Source organism: Pedobacter steynii (assembly GCF_900103665.1).
GTDB lineage: Bacteria > Bacteroidota > Bacteroidia > Sphingobacteriales > Sphingobacteriaceae > Pedobacter > Pedobacter steynii.
The window spans coordinates 184,337-199,690 of the sequence record NZ_FNGY01000012.1 but is presented as its reverse complement, the minus strand read 5'-3'; the positions used below and the strand labels follow the sequence as shown (position 1 = coordinate 199,690).

At 42.7% G+C, this 15,354-nt stretch carries 9 protein-coding genes; all 9 read left to right on the top strand.

Annotation, left to right across the window (positions count from 1 at the left end; translation table 11 throughout):
* Window positions 1-9 precede the first annotated feature (9 nt).
* Window positions 10-603 carry an RNA polymerase sigma factor gene (locus BLQ87_RS27760; protein WP_143010562.1) on the top strand — a complete coding sequence of 198 codons (594 nt, stop codon included), beginning with the start codon at window positions 10-12 and terminating at the stop codon, window positions 601-603.
* 51 nt (window positions 604-654) lie between these two features.
* The gene (locus BLQ87_RS27755) at window positions 655-1,851 is read left to right on the top strand and encodes a FecR family protein (RefSeq protein ID WP_074612165.1); all 1,197 of its coding nucleotides are present in this window, start codon (window positions 655-657) and stop codon (window positions 1,849-1,851) included.
* A 257-nt stretch (window positions 1,852-2,108) separates the two neighbouring features.
* Entirely contained in the window at window positions 2,109-5,747 is a 3,639-nt protein-coding gene (locus BLQ87_RS27750) for a SusC/RagA family TonB-linked outer membrane protein (RefSeq protein WP_172664978.1), read from the top strand.
* Window positions 5,748-5,767: 20 nt separating this feature from the next.
* Window positions 5,768-7,219 carry a RagB/SusD family nutrient uptake outer membrane protein gene (locus BLQ87_RS27745; RefSeq protein WP_083362088.1) on the top strand — a complete coding sequence of 484 codons (1,452 nt, stop codon included), beginning with the start codon at window positions 5,768-5,770 and terminating at the stop codon, window positions 7,217-7,219.
* A gap of 153 nt (window positions 7,220-7,372) precedes the next feature.
* Complete coding sequence (locus BLQ87_RS27740; RefSeq protein WP_074612163.1) at window positions 7,373-8,512, top strand: TlpA disulfide reductase family protein; 1,140 nt, start codon at window positions 7,373-7,375, stop codon at window positions 8,510-8,512.
* 16 nt (window positions 8,513-8,528) lie between these two features.
* Window positions 8,529-9,683: an AhpC/TSA family protein gene (locus BLQ87_RS27735; protein ID WP_074612162.1), complete on the top strand. Its 1,155-nt coding sequence runs from the start codon at window positions 8,529-8,531 to the stop codon at window positions 9,681-9,683.
* Between the two features lie 203 nt (window positions 9,684-9,886).
* Entirely contained in the window at window positions 9,887-10,453 is a 567-nt protein-coding gene (locus BLQ87_RS27730; protein ID WP_074612161.1) for an RNA polymerase sigma factor, read from the top strand.
* 81 nt (window positions 10,454-10,534) lie between these two features.
* Window positions 10,535-11,701 carry a FecR family protein gene (locus tag BLQ87_RS27725; RefSeq protein WP_074612160.1) on the top strand — a complete coding sequence of 389 codons (1,167 nt, stop codon included), beginning with the start codon at window positions 10,535-10,537 and terminating at the stop codon, window positions 11,699-11,701.
* Window positions 11,702-11,958: 257 nt separating this feature from the next.
* Complete coding sequence (locus BLQ87_RS27720; RefSeq protein WP_074612159.1) at window positions 11,959-15,339, top strand: SusC/RagA family TonB-linked outer membrane protein; 3,381 nt, start codon at window positions 11,959-11,961, stop codon at window positions 15,337-15,339.
* The last annotated feature ends 15 nt before the right edge of the window (window positions 15,340-15,354 follow it).

Sequence of the window (15,354 nt, the reverse complement as noted above, 5' to 3'; positions counted from 1 at the left end):
ATAGAAGAAATGCAAGAAGGGGTAGATGAAGAAGACATCAAACAACGTTGTTCGCGTGGGGATAGAGCGGCTTATGCAGTATTGTATACGTTTTACTTTAAGCCGCTTTATCGCCACGTCTTTTTATTCCTGAAATCAAAGGAAGCGACAGAAGAAATTGTTCAGGACGCATTTGTGAAAATCTGGGAAAACAGAGCCTCACTAACTGAAGTCCACAACCTTAAACCCTACCTGTACCGGGTTACAAAAAACCTGTTACTCGATCACCTGAGAAGACTGCAAATCCAAAACAAAGTCATCAGGATAGCTAGTCCGCAGACAGAACCCCTCGAAGACAGTACTACAAATCAGATCAACCACAAAGATTACATCGCCCTCTCCCAGGAGGCGATCCTGCACCTGACTGAGAAAAGAAGGCAAATATTCTTAATGCGTACACAACAGGAGCTTTCTCTCGACGAGATTGCCCTGAAGCTCGGCATCTCCAAATCTGTAGTAAAAAAGCAACTTTACGCCGCCATCACTTTTGTCAGGGAATACATGCACAAACATGGTGGCATCCCTCTCGGCTTCCTGATTATACTACTCGAAGCTTTATCTTAAATTATTATCACAACAGGGGGCCTTTTATAATTCTCATTCGTCATACTTCATATGGACAAAATCCAGTTACCCATCTTTCTAAAAAAATATGCCAGCAATGAGCATACCCCACTTCAGCACGAAGCATTTATTGCATGGACAAAAACTGCGGCTATAGAAGAAATAGAAGATGCCATGGCACTTTATCTCCAGTATGAGCATCAAGATAAAGATTTTGAATATCCATCTCCCTCGTTTATCAACGGCCTCGAGTCGAGACTTGACAAATTGGACAAAAAGCCGGCCTTATCAGGAATCAGGCTTTGGTATTCCATCGCCGCAGCAATAGCAATGATGGCCTTATGTGTCTTCTTCTACACGCAACCAAAAGCGACGCAAAGCCAGGTCAGCCTGGTTAATGGCGTCGATCTCCAACCAGGAAAGCATCAGGCGATCCTTACTTTAGCCAATGGTTCACAAATCGCATTGGAAGGTTTACAAAAAGGCAGGTTTGCTTCAGAAGCAGGTGTGATATTAGAAAAATCGGAAGATGGACAAATCAGTTATAAATTAAAAAACAAGGTAACTTCCGTTAAAGAAAAGCTGCTTTATTACAACACCATCACCACTCCTAAAGGAGGCCTCTATCAGGTAATTTTGCCTGATGGAACAAAAGTATGGCTCAATGCCGCCTCTTCCTTAAAATATCCGGTTCAGTTTGCCAGTCAGGAACGACGGGTAACTTTAACCGGTGAAGCTTACTTCGAAGTGAGCAAACGTAAGGCACAGCCTTTTGTAGTGAATACCGACCAACAGACCGTCAAAGTTCTGGGCACTCATTTTAACATCAATAGCTATCCCGATTACCGTCAGACCAGCACGACCTTATTGGAAGGTCGTGTCAGTGTATCTGCCTTAGCCAGACCTTTAACGTCAAAAATATTGGAACCCGGACAACAGGCCCAGCTTAGAGGAGCAGAAATAACCCTTGGAGAAGTCAACACTGAGGCTGTCATGGCATGGAAAAGAAACCTGTTCAGCTTCAATGAAGCAGATCTGAAAACCATCATGATGGAGTTCTCGAGATGGTATGACGTTCCTGTCTATTTCGAAGGAACCATGCCTGAACAGAGATTTACCGGTGAAATCTCTAAAAACATTAAGGCTTCCGAATTTCTGGAGATCTTAAGCAGCTTTAAAGTGAAATTCCGAATTGAAGGCAATAGCAAAAATAAAACTTTATCCAGAATCATCGCATCGACTAAATAACCACGACTAATTAACAGAACCTAAACCAAACCAACCAAAGATGAAAAGACGATTACGAAAGCCCTGAGCACCATCGCGTTTTATAAATCACGAAGCCGGAAAATGGGTCGAAGCACTTTCCGGCAGAGCCTGAGTAAAACGCAAAAACAATTGCTATAACCATTTCAGTATGAACTCAAACTAACGCAAAACTAATGAAAATTAATGCGATTACTACCGCTATGCCCCGAAATTGGGGATCATCCAAAATATTGCTGATGATGAAACTGATTACCTTTATGGTCTTTATAACCCTGATGCAGGCCAGTGCTGCAGGTTATGGACAACGAATAAACCTATCGGAGAAAAATGCGCCTTTAAAAGAGGTACTCCAATCTATTAAAAGGCAGAGTGGATACTTGTTTTTTTACAATGTAGATGACCTTAAAGCCCGCAACCTAAGTATCAATGTCAGGAATGCAACACTGGAAGAAACCCTGACCGCTTGTTTTAAAGATCTGCCTTTCACCTATAAAATTGTTCAGAACACTGTGGTCCTGACTAAAAAGGAGGAAACACTTATAGACAGGTTATCCACATACTTTTCCACAATAGATGTAAAAGGCAGAATCACAGATGAAATGGGAAGGCCCCTTGTTGGTGCCACCATAAGTATTGTGATCAGCGAGGGCGACAACGACAAAAAAACGGGCGACTATTCGCTCACTTTAAAGGGAAGGAATGCTGCGGCAATCAGCGGCAAAAACGGAGAATTTTCCCTTAAAAATGTAGATGAAAAAGCGGTACTACTCGTCTCATTTCTTGGGTACAAGACTCAACCAGTGAAAGTTGCAAAAGAAATTGGTGTAATTAAAATGATTCCTGATGCAGGTAATCTACAGGAAGTATCGGTAATGGTGAACACCGGATACCAGTCTATCGCAAGGGAGAGAAGCGCCGGAGCCATTGCCAAGCCGGATATGGATGTATTAAAGAACCGTTCCGGGTCTATGAGTGTAATTCAACGTCTCGACGGACTCATTCCGGGATTAGTTATTAACAATTCCACAAGCCCTACCGGAAATCTTATCAACGGAAAAAGAAGCTCATCAGTAATGATCAGAGGACTCACTACAATCAGTGATTTCACCAACCGTGACCCTCTGTTTGTAGTCAACGGCGTTCCGGTAACAGATATCAATTCCGTAAATCCCAATGACGTAGAAGACATTACCATATTAAAAGACGCGACATCCGCATCAATCTGGGGCTCAAGAGCTGCCAACGGCGTCATTGTCATCGTTACAAAAAAAGGAGCTAACAACGGGGAGTTAAAGGTAAACTATGATGGCTTTATCAATTTCCAGGGGAAGCCCGATCTGGATTACCTGAACACGATGAACAGCAGAGACTTTATTCAAAGCGCCAGAGAAATCTTCGACCCTGTTCTAAATCCCTGGACAACAGTCACCAAACCTGCAACAGGTAATGGAACAGCCCCTGTATCCCCACATGAATTGATTCTTTACAACCAATCCCGGGGATTAATTACTTCAGCTCAGGCAGATGAACAGTTAAATGCACTTGCAGCCCAATCCAATTTATCACAAATCAAAGACCTGTGGTACCGCAATTCCGCACTAATGAACCACTCTCTTTCCTTATCTGGGGGAGGCAGTAAATACAGCTTTTATGGTTCAGGTGCCTATACCAAAACACAGAGCAATACTCCGGGAGCAAAAAATGATGATTACAGCCTCAACCTGCGTCAGGATTTCAAATTCAATGACCGGATAAAAATGCACCTGATTACTGATCTGCGAAACAACCTAAGCAGTTCTAAAAATACAATTAGCCCAGACGCCCGCTTTCTGCCATATGCCATGTTTCAAAATCCAGATGGTAGTAATGCAGATATGTCCTGGCTATACCGCATTGACGATCTGAGAACAAGTTATCAGAACAAAAGTCTGATCAGTCTGAGGTATAATCCAATGGACGAAATCAATACCGGCAGTACAAAAAACAATCTTTTCAGAGGCAGAATAACCTCCGGTATTACCGCCAGCATTCTAAATGGATTAAGGTACGAAGGCGTCTTTGGAATCAGCAGGGCGCAAGGTAAATCAGTCACTTTTCTGGACCAGAATAATTACAATGTACGCTCAGAGCTGACCTCCTTTACTGTCGCTGCTGCTACTGCCGGTGGCAAACCCACCTACTATCTACCAGAATCAGGTGGAAAAAATTCACTCACTAATTCCGTAAATCAGGAATGGACCTTGAGGAATCAGTTGGTTTATGACCGCTCCTGGAAAGAAAAAATACACCAGGTTACTTTCCTGGTTGGGCAAGAAGCACAAAAACAATTCTCCAGCCAGATCCGGACAACAGTGAGAGGCTATAACAATCAGTTGTTATCCTATACCCTCATTGACTACGCTACACTTGCCTTAAAAGGATTGTCAAATCCTGTAATGCCGAGCGGTTTAGGGAACAGCGTCCTGCCCAACGATTTATACAACGAAAGTGAATCGGATGCCCGGTTCAATTCTTATTATGCCAACGGCGGTTATACCTATGCCGGAAAATACACCATCAACGCTGGAGCAAGAATAGATGAATCTAACCTCTTTGGTAAGGATAAATCAGCGCAGAATAAACCCGTATGGAGCACAGGCCTGGCCTGGCAAATAGGAAAAGAGAATTTCATGAGCGATTTTTCCTGGCTAAACGCTTTAGTGATCCGTAGCAGTTATGGAATTACCGGAAACACACCCAATCCGGGAACTGCAGCTTCAAAAGACATCCTATCCTCAGTTAACAATCCATTCTATCCGGGTGGTGTGGGACTCAGCCTCTCCACCCCTGCCAACAGAACCTTAACCTGGGAAACCACAAAGAACCTAAACCTTGGACTGGACTTCAGCCTGCTCAATTACCGTTTAAAGGGAACAATAGATTTTTATAAGAAGAAAACAGAAAACCTCATCGGCTTTATGGACTTAAATCCCTTCACCGGATTCCCAAGCATTACCGGTAATGCCGGCGACATGAACAATACAGGGCTTGACCTGAACCTTTCTTCGGCAAATCTGGTTAAGGGTGATTTTAAATGGAATACCTCACTGACCCTGAGTTTCAACAAAAATAAAATTACCCGTTTAAACCTTGCAAGTCCAATTGTACTTGGCAGCGATAAAATCAACAAACCTTACCTGGAGGGTTATTCTGCCTTTTCTGTATTTGCGTACGATTATGCAGGACTGGACAATACCGGAAATCCACAAATTAAACTGAATGACGGAACGATCACTAAAGCATTGAATGTTGCCAAACCGGAAGATGTGAAATACATGGGTAGTTTTCAGCCTAAATGGAGTGGTGGATTAAGTAATACCCTTGGTTACAAAGCCTTTTCATTAACCATAAACACCGTATTTAACCTCGGCCACGTGATGCGGAGAGATGTCAATTCCCTATATGCAGGAAGAAGTCTTTATTCTGATTCAAACTTTGGCGGGAATATTAACTCGGAATTTGTTAACCGCTGGAAAAAACCCGGAGATGAAACAATGACCAATATCCCGGGATATATGTCTGCCGGATCGGCAAGTCTGGCCGCCAGAGACGTCTCCTATTATACCATGGCCGATGTCAATGTCCTTGATGCGGCTTACCTGAAACTTCGTGATTTAACCCTGGCTTACCGCTTACCAAAACATTTAATGGCCAAACTAAAAGTTGAAGGCATAAGCTTCAGGGCACAGCTATCGAACGTGATGCTATGGAAAGCAAATAAATACGGAATTGATCCGGAGTTTCATAACGCCCTGGGAGGATCGGTTGCCGGAGGATTAAGAACGGCCCCTTTCAACCAACACAGCATTACATTAGGTGCACATATCAGTTTTTAATTTCTCTTAAAATTTTTCAAATGAAAACGCCAACGATAAAAACATATACCATCCTGCTTCTATTGCTGACAGCGGGACTATATTCCTGCAAGAAGAGTTTTCTTGAGGTGGAGCCAAAAGGAAAATTGGTCGCAAAGAACGTCAATGATTACAATCTGTTATTAAACAGTCCTTTTTTTAATGCCAACGACGTTGACGGACAATTGTTTCTGGGTGATGATATTACTTCTACCGAGCCCTATTTCAAGAACATGCTCACCCTAAAATCCAAACGGGCCTTTCAATATGCAGATGTAATTTATGAACCTAATGAAGATGGAACTGAAATTAAAGTCCTGATGAAACAGCTTTACACTTACAACATCATCATTAATGAAGTCATGAATGCAGCAGGGGGAACAGAAGAGCAGAAACTGGCTTTAAAAGCAGAGGCTTTGACAAATAGGGCCTGGGTTTATTTTATGCTGATCAACTATTACGGAAAACCATATCTGGAAGCAACCGCAGTAACAGATCCGGGATTCCCTATTGTTGCAGCGGCTGATGTTACGCTGAACAAATTCGAAAGGGCATCGGTAAAAGCAGTTTATGATTTTATGATCGATGATCTTCAAACCGCGATTCCTGCCCTACCCATCTCTGCCGGAAACAGAACCCGGGTATCGAAGTCAGCGGCAGAGGCGCTTTTAGGAAAGATCTATTTATTTATGGGAAAATATCCTGAAGGACTGGTTCAAATGGACAATGCATTTTCTCATCTTCCAACAACCTACAAAGTAGAACTCTACGATTATAATGTCACACTGGCTGTGAATGGTCCATGGGGATACAATCCAACAACGAGCCCGGCCATGTTTTTGTTAGGTCCATCCTCCGTAAGCGATAACCTGGAAGTGCTCTTCCCCAAACAGCTGACCAACAATTATACTTTTCTTGCAAACGACCTCCTCCTGAACGCGAAGACAGCTGCACTTTATGGAGCAAGAGACCAGCGCTTAAAACTCCTGAGCAGTAGCTATTACGGCGGTGCGCCGATTAAGGCTCCGGGTGTCAAACGAAAGATTGGACCTGTTTTGGTGCAACTGGGAATGAACATGCCCGACATGTACCTGATCAGGGCAGAACTAAAGGCCCGTACATCCGACGTACCAAATGCAAAAGCAATCATGGAAGCTTTCCTTAAAAACAGAATGCCGGCGGCTGATGCGGTCCTGAACATTACAGATCAAACGGCAATGATTAAATTCATTATAGAAGAGAGAATCCGTGAATTTGCCTTACAAGGGCATCGTTGGTTTGATATGCGCAGGTTATCTGTAGACCCACTTTTTGCCGGAACAACTTATTCACATCAGGCCCTCTCAGAAACAGGAGAAGTAGTCGGTGATTTTCCGCTGAAGCCGGAACGCTTTGTATTCCGTTTTCCGGCAAAAGTCATTAATGCCAATCCGGGAATGCCTGACAATCCTTAATCCAATCAACCCTATATATTTAAAAGAGGCCCTCTCAGATCCTATTTCTTCCATAGGATCTGAGAGGGCTCTTTCTTTTTCCTCGGCTTTTAAGGGGGTCTTTTACTTTTCCCATTCGTCTTAAGTATATAAATCTAAACCCAATCTTAACAGATGAAGAAAATAATCCTTACAGGTCTCTTAGGCTTGTTGCTTACCGCTCCTGCCTGGGCGCAAAATGACAAAGAATATATCATTACAGGCAAAATAGAAAACCAGGGCAATGCAAAGGTAATACTCGGCTACGCCGATAAAAGCAAGGCAAAGGGTATGCACCTCGATTCTGTTGCTGCTGTAAATGGTGTGTTTACCCTGAAAGGAACTATAGCAGAACCTACACTGGCTTATTTTCTGACAAAAGTCCAGGGGAAAAACATGAATATGCAGCAATTGATCCTCTCTCCTACCCGGCTTCACATTACCGGAGATGCCAAAAACCTGGATCAGGCAAAGCTAAGTGACGACTTATACAATGCTCCTTTTAACAAGTACAAGCAGTTATCTGAAAAAACAGACCTGATTTCAGCCCGTTTAGATCAACACTACCGTCTGGCAAAAAAAGCGAAAGATACTTTACTAATGAAAAAGTATAGCGATAGCATTAAAGTGGCAGATGATCAAAAAGACCAGATCAGAAAACAATTCATTGCTGCAAATCCAAAAGCATGGATTACACCTTATATCATGCAGGCTTACCTGGTCTCTACCCCACTGGAAGTGCTGGAGCCCATGTACCTGAAACTCGATAAAAGCATACGGCAAACCGCATACGGAAAAGTAATCGCAGATAAGATCAATGGATTAAAGGCAACTAAGACAGGCCAGCAAGCCATCAGCTTTGTCAAAACCGACAAAGAAGGCAATACTATAGACCTTGGGAAATACAAGGGAAAATATGTATTGCTTGATTTCTGGGGAAGCTGGTGTGGTCCATGCCGTGCCAGTCATCCACATTTAAAACAGCTTTATCAGCAATACAAAAATAAGGGCTTTGAAATACTGGGAATCGCCTATGAAAACGGGGCTTCGCTTCAGGAACAAAAAAAGAGCTGGCTGCAAGCTGTTGCAGAAGATGACCTACCATGGATACAACTGTTAAATAACGAGGGTGCAGACAAACAAGACATCGTTAAACTGTATGGCATCAGTGCTTTTCCTACTAAAATCTTATTGGATAAAGAAGGTAAAATCCTGGCCAGATATACCGGAGACGGGACTGAGATAAACGGAAAACTGGCTGAATTAATGAAATAACCATAAACTATATATAATGAAAAGAATAACCTATATGATAGCTGGCATGAGCCTGCTGGCTTTTACTGCAGAGGCACAAAACAGCTTTTCCCTAAACGGAAAGTTCAGCACACTAAAGGAAGAAATGAAAGTCTTTTTAAACTACAGACTGAACGATAAAAGAGTGGAAGATTCTACCCTCACAAAAAATGGAGCATTCAGTTTCAAAGGACAAATTGGCACGGAGCCAGTCAAAGCATCTCTCAGCCTTAAACCGCTCAATTCCGATCCTTCCATATCTTTTATCGAGAGAATGTTGAGAACAGATGAACAGGATTTCTTTCTTGAGAAAGGGATAATTACCGTTAAAGGCATATCAACCGCAAAGACAGCAATAATCAGCGGTGGAAAAACACAGTCGGAATACCTCACACTCCAGGCAAGACTAAAACCAGAAACGGATCAGGCAGCACCTTTGAGGGCAGAAATGATCCCCATATTGGTCCGAACTCAAGGAAAAGGAATGGATACCATAAAACGCCTACAGGAAATCCAGCAACTGATGGGCCCTTTAAGTCAGAAGGTAGACGCAAAAGAACAAGCTTTTATCAAATCTCATCCCGATTCTTACGTCAGCTTTGACCTTGTTAAGGAAAGAGGCAGCATCATCAGACCCAAAACTTTTGAACCTTTATTCAATGGCCTTAGCGACAGGTTAAGAAATACAGTTAGTGGCAAAGCCATGGCGAAAAAACTCGACATTGTAAAGAAAACAGCGGTTGGGGTTAAAGCGATGGATTTTAGTCAGCCTGATGTAAATGGCAAAATGGTTTCCCTCAGTTCCTATAAAGGAAAATATGTGCTGCTAGACTTCTGGGCAAGCTGGTGCGGCCCTTGTCGCGCAGAAAACCCGAATGTTTTAAAGGCTTACAACGAATTTAAAGATAAAAACTTTGACATCCTTGCAGTCTCCTTAGACGACAAGAAAGAGAACTGGTTAAAAGCCGTCAAAGATGATGCTTTGCCATGGACACAAGTAAGTGACCTGATGGGCTGGAAAAATCAGGCGGCTGGATTCTATGCAATCACGGCTATTCCGCAAAATTTCCTGATTGATCCTAATGGCGTCATCATTGCCAGTAACCTTCGTGGAGAAGAACTGGCGAAAAAGCTGAGTCAGTTAATTAAATAAAAAATACTGCTAAATTTCATGCTCAGAGGGCTGTCAAAAATTAGGTAATGGTATCATTAGCGAACTTTTTTGGCAGCCCTTCTTCTTTTACCTTCAAGATCCTTTTGACCCTAATCGCTACATAATCATAATATTGTAGAAAAAATTATTTAACATTGGGTTCGAATAACATTATAATTCTACCCGGGGGGGATAAAGGGGACATGGGATCTTACCAGGCCAATTCAGATTTGGAACTTGTCGACTTGCTGAAGCAGGATGACCGGGATGCCTTTGCCGAAATATACCGCAGGCATGCGCGTCGGCTTACCGATTTTGCCAGTTCAAAACTATATTCTTTAAACGATGCAAGAGATTTGATTCAGGACCTCTTCGCAGCTTTATGGGTAGACCGTATTAAAATACCGGTTAATACTTCTCTGCAATCTTATCTGTTTGCGTCAGTAAGGTATAAGGTCATTGATAAAATCCGTAAAAATGTAACCCGGGAAGAGTATGCCATTATCGTTCAGTCTTTAGCCATGCACACCGGTCATAGTCCTGAAAAAGAACTGGAAGCAAAAGAATTGAAGAAGATCGTAGACCTGGCTATAGCACAACTCCCTCCCCGTACCAGAGAAATCTATAAGCTCAGCCGGGATGAGCATCAAACCATCTCCGAGATTGCAACGCAACTCAACTTATCCGATCAGACTGTAAAAAATCAACTGACCACCGCAATGAAATCACTTCGGGAGACACTCGAGCGGCTTTCTATACTGCTGCTCTGATTTTATTTTCATTTTTTTTTAAATGTTATAGTACCTCGGGTCTTTTCATACGACAATGCAGCAAACCTCAACTGTATTGAAATGAATGAGATAAAAGATCTTCTGGACCGTTATTTTAATGGGACTTGTTCGGAGGCCGAGAAACAAAATGTAGAAACATGGCTTGAAACCTACAACAAGGAAGACAACGAATGGTTGGCCATGAACAAAGCACAACAGGAGCTGTGGTTAAATTCTTTGTTTACTCAGATTGAAGTTGATATTGACCGTCCCGGCCTCCTTAGGAAGATTCCTCAGCGATCTCCCATTCGCATGGGCATACTCTTAAAGATTGCAGCAACTATCATTCTACTGCTTTCCATCGGATTTCTTTTCTTTAAATATCAACAGGCTACACCAACGACAGCAGGTCCTGCAAATCAGGAAATCATAACGGGAGGCAATAGAGCGATTTTAACGCTTGCCAACGGACAAACGATAGACCTTAGTCATTCAAAGAATGGAGAAATCGCCACCCAGGCAGGACTAACCATCACCAAAAAAACGAACGGAGAACTGATCTATGAAACTGCCGGCCAAAAGGAAATATCCGAAAATACCGGACAGGCCATTACCTACAATACCATCAGTACCCCACGTGGCGGCAAATATCAGATCAATTTGCCGGATGGCACTCAGGTATGGTTGAATGCCGCATCCTCAGTCCGTTTTCCCGCGAGTTTCAGGAATCTGCCGGACAGAAGAGTAGAATTGTCTGGAGAGGCTTACTTTGAAGTTACCAAAGATGCAAACAAGCCATTCATTGTGGTTACAGAAAAACAGGAAACACAGGTTCTCGGAACCCATTTTAACATCAACAGTTATCAGGATGAAGGGCAAACCAAAACCACACTTTTGGAAGGCTCCATTCGTGTTTCCGACAAAGCAAATAGAAATATCATCTTAAAACCCGGGCAGCAGTCCACGCTTAAAGCCGGAAATATTGACATCCGGAATGTAGATGAAAATGATGCAATTGCCTGGAAAAGGGGTCTTTTCAGCTTCAATGATGAGAACCTGGAAAGCATTATGCGAAAAATATCAAGATGGTATGATGTCGATATTCATTATCAGGATACCTTCAGTAACACCTCCTTTTTGGGGAACATCTCCCGTTCCAAGAATATCACCTCGGTGTTAAAGATCCTGGAGAAATCCGGGGAAGTTCATTTTAAAATAGAAGGAAGGAGGATCACCGTTATGAGATAATGTTACATTAATTATTGATGCAACAGACAGACGGTTCCGATGAAAACATACCGAAAGTGCTCGACACACTTCCGGTATAAGCATTGGATTTACCTGTCGAACAAGTGCTTAAACTTTTTTAATCAAGAAACCCTGACGTCCGATTCCTTCTGCGAACAGGAGGAGTATGTCAGCTAAACCCGAACAAATGTATGAATTTTCACCATCTGTATAAGCCTAAACCGGGCTTTTATATACCTAGACAATTGCTGCTTATTATGAAACTCACCACACTCATAATTTTCCTTGCGATCATGCAGATCAGTGCGTCGACCACCGCACAAACTGTTACCCTAAACGAAAGGAATGTCTCTCTTGAATCCGTTCTGAAAAAAATAAGTTCACAAACCGGATACGACTTTTTTGGAGATACCAGATTGATCAGGGCCGCAAATCCAGTCAGCATTAATGTAAAAAATGCCCCTGTTAATGAAGTATTGAGGTTATGCATGCTGGATCAGCAACTTAGCTATTCTATAGAAGAAAAAACCATTATTATTAAACAACTCAGCAGCTATGCTCAAGAGCTGAGTGGAACCCGGCAACAAGTCAGAACGATTGAAGGAACAGTCGTTTCTGAAGATGGGGAAATTCCACTCGCCAACGCCACAGTCCTGGCCCTTGGTTCTTCTGTAAAAACCTTCACCAACAAGGAAGGAAAATTTTCCATCACCATCCCGGAAACCGTTAAAACGTTAAGGATTAACTACGTCGGCTATGATTCCAGAGATGTTAAAATAGAGGATAAAACAAGAAAGATTACGGTAAGAATGGTCATTCAAAATAATTCTCTAAAGGAATTTGTAGTGAGAACCGGAGTTTATAAAAGACCGGTAGAAAATTTCACCGGCTCGGCAAAGACCATTACTGCAGAAGAATTAAAACGTGTTTCTTCCCAAAACATACTGGCCGCCATCAGCATCCTGGATCCCTCAGTACAGCTTCCGGAGAACATCAATCTGGGTTCCGATCCCAACCAGTTACCTGATATAGAACTCAGAGGACAGAACAACTTCCCGCAGTCGACCTCCAATACTGCCTTAAAAAATGCTTATGGTGATAAACCGAATGCACCGCTATTTATATTGGATGGATTTCAGGTTCCGCTCCAACGTATTTACGATTTGGACCTGAACAGAGTGGAGCGCATTACGATCTTAAAAGATGCCGCAGCGACTTCAATCTATGGCTCCAGGGCCAGCAACGGGGTCATTATCATTGATACACGACAACCTAAAGAGGGAAGTGTACGGGTTTCGTACCGGGGTGGCGTAACGATGACGACTCCTGACCTGACCAGTTATGACCTGCTCAATGCAAAGGATAAACTGAATTTTGAGAAAGAAGTCGGCTTTTATAATGAACCCGGAAATTCTCCCTTTTTACAAATACTAAGGGATCAGGAATATAACGAACGTCTAAAAGACGTAACCAGGGGTGTGGATACCTACTGGCTGTCACAACCGCTAAGAACGGCCTACGGAAACAATCACTCGCTCTACCTCGAAGGAGGTGATCCGGTGGTACGCTACGGCATCAATTTAAATAGTCAGAACGACCAGGCTGTGATGAAAGAATCCGGTAGAGAAAAAGTCAGTGGCGGCGTTACCCTCACTTACCGTACGCCTAAACTCTTGTTTGGAAATGACCTTTCAGTCAACAGTGTAAAAGCAACAAACAGTGCATATGGAAGCTTCTCCGATTACTCTAAATTAAATCAATACTGGACACCCTACGATGAGGACGGACAACTGGTGAAATTTCTGGGTCAGGGAAGAAGAAATGTTGGCGGAGGTGCTTTATACAATTATTACAGCAACCCATTATACAATGCGTCCTTACCGAGCAAAGATTTTAACCGTCAGCTTGGTTTTACCAACAACTTTAAATTTGAATGGTCACTTCAGCCCTGGATCAGAATTACAGGTGGCGCCAGCTATACCCACAACACGACCTCTGCGGATAAGTACCTCTCCGCCAACAATACGATATTTGAAGATAAACTCATTACCGAACGGGGCAGTTACAAAAAGAGCAATGGAACCAGTGATCTGATCGATGCCAACCTGGGCTTTGACATTCGCAAAAACTGGAATAAAAATTTGGTTTACGTGACTGGAAATGTCAATGTAAATGAGGGAAAGCTCGACGAATCTTCAGTAACGGTCATCGGGTTTCCCAATGAAAAAGTCTCAGACTTAATATTTGGAAGCAAATTCGATCCCACAAAAAACAAGCCTATCGGTACTCAGGGAATCACCCGGCTCATCAGTAGCCGCCTGAATATCAATTATGCTTTCGACAACAAGTATCTTTTAGATCTTTCCGCCAGTGCAGACGCTTCCTCACAATTCGGGAAAGACAAACAACTTGCACCTTTCTGGTCTTTAGGAATGGGCTGGAACCTGCACCGTGAAGAATTCATCAGTAAGTTGAAATGGATCAACTTTCTTAAAATCAGAGGATCTGTAGGCACAACCGGGGACCAGAACTTCCCTCCTTATATGGCCTTAACTACTTATGATTATTTTAACCAGGAATATTACCTGGATCAGTTAAGTGCATTCCTTATGGGATACGGAAATTCTGCGTTGGGCTGGCAGAAAAGTTTCAAGAAAAGCGTTGGCCTGGATGCCACATTTCTGAACAACAGGCTTGCTTTTTCTGCAGATTTTTATCACAATACCACCGATGGGCTAATCCTTGATGTCAGTACTCCACCTTCTTTAGGCTTCGGCAGCTACAAAGAAAATATGGGTGCTTTAAAGAATGTGGGCTGGCAGGCGAGTTTAAATTATGCCATCTTACAGAAACCAAGACAACAGTTGTTCTGGAGAGTAGGCTTGTCTGCATACGGAAACAGAAATACCATTGATAAGATTTCTAATGCTTTAAAGAAACTTAATGAAAAATCAAACAAAGATGATCAGGATCTGAATAATCCAAACAGGAACAAGCCTAAAAGCTATTATCAGGAAGGAGAATCGCTGACCAGAATTTTTGCGGTAAGAAGTCTCGGAATTGATCCGGCAAATGGTCAGGAGCTCTTTTTGGACAGAAATGGAAATGCAACCTATGTATGGAACTCCCTGGATAAGGTCGCCGTGGGTGATACCAATCCAAAAGTTACGGGTACCATCAGCACCGGGGTAGACTATAAAGGCTTTGGTTTCAATATTTACATGACTTATCGTTTAGGTGCAGACCTCTATAATCAGACCCTGGTAGACCGCATCGAGAATGCCAATATCACCTACAATGTAGACCGCAGGATTGCGACCGAAAGGTGGAGAAATCCAGGCGACCGGACTTTCTTTAAAGGCATTGTTGGCAACACAGGAAACAGCCCTGTAGCTGAAACTACCCTGGCCACCTCCAGATTTGTACAAAAAGAATATACATTGGAAGCATCCCGGTTGTCTTTTACCTATCAGTTTCCTGAAAAAAGCCGATGGCTAAAAAAAGCAAATCTCTCCAATACGAGAATTGAGTTCTATATGGCCACTCCATTCCGTCTGTCTTCTATCAAAAGAGAACGGGGGCTGGATTATCCATTTGCCCAAAGTTATACACTAAACCTATCCACAAGTATTTTTTAACCTCCTTAACTATTG

What these genes read in the sequence shown, in the direction of transcription:
- BLQ87_RS27755 (WP_074612165.1), top strand. Translation starts at nt 655, where the DNA reads ATGGACAAAATCCAGTTACCCATCTTTCTAAAAAAATATGCCAGCAAT.
- BLQ87_RS27735 (WP_074612162.1), top strand. Translation starts at nt 8,529, where the DNA reads ATGAAAAGAATAACCTATATGATAGCTGGCATGAGCCTGCTGGCTTTT.
- BLQ87_RS27730 (WP_074612161.1), top strand. Translation starts at nt 9,887, where the DNA reads ATGGGATCTTACCAGGCCAATTCAGATTTGGAACTTGTCGACTTGCTG.
- BLQ87_RS27740 (WP_074612163.1), top strand. Translation starts at nt 7,373, where the DNA reads ATGAAGAAAATAATCCTTACAGGTCTCTTAGGCTTGTTGCTTACCGCT.
- BLQ87_RS27725 (WP_074612160.1), top strand. Translation starts at nt 10,535, where the DNA reads ATGAATGAGATAAAAGATCTTCTGGACCGTTATTTTAATGGGACTTGT.
- BLQ87_RS27745 (WP_083362088.1), top strand. Translation starts at nt 5,768, where the DNA reads ATGAAAACGCCAACGATAAAAACATATACCATCCTGCTTCTATTGCTG.
- BLQ87_RS27750 (WP_172664978.1), top strand. Translation starts at nt 2,109, where the DNA reads ATGATGAAACTGATTACCTTTATGGTCTTTATAACCCTGATGCAGGCC.
- BLQ87_RS27760 (WP_143010562.1), top strand. Translation starts at nt 10, where the DNA reads ATGCAAGAAGGGGTAGATGAAGAAGACATCAAACAACGTTGTTCGCGT.
- BLQ87_RS27720 (WP_074612159.1), top strand. Translation starts at nt 11,959, where the DNA reads ATGAAACTCACCACACTCATAATTTTCCTTGCGATCATGCAGATCAGT.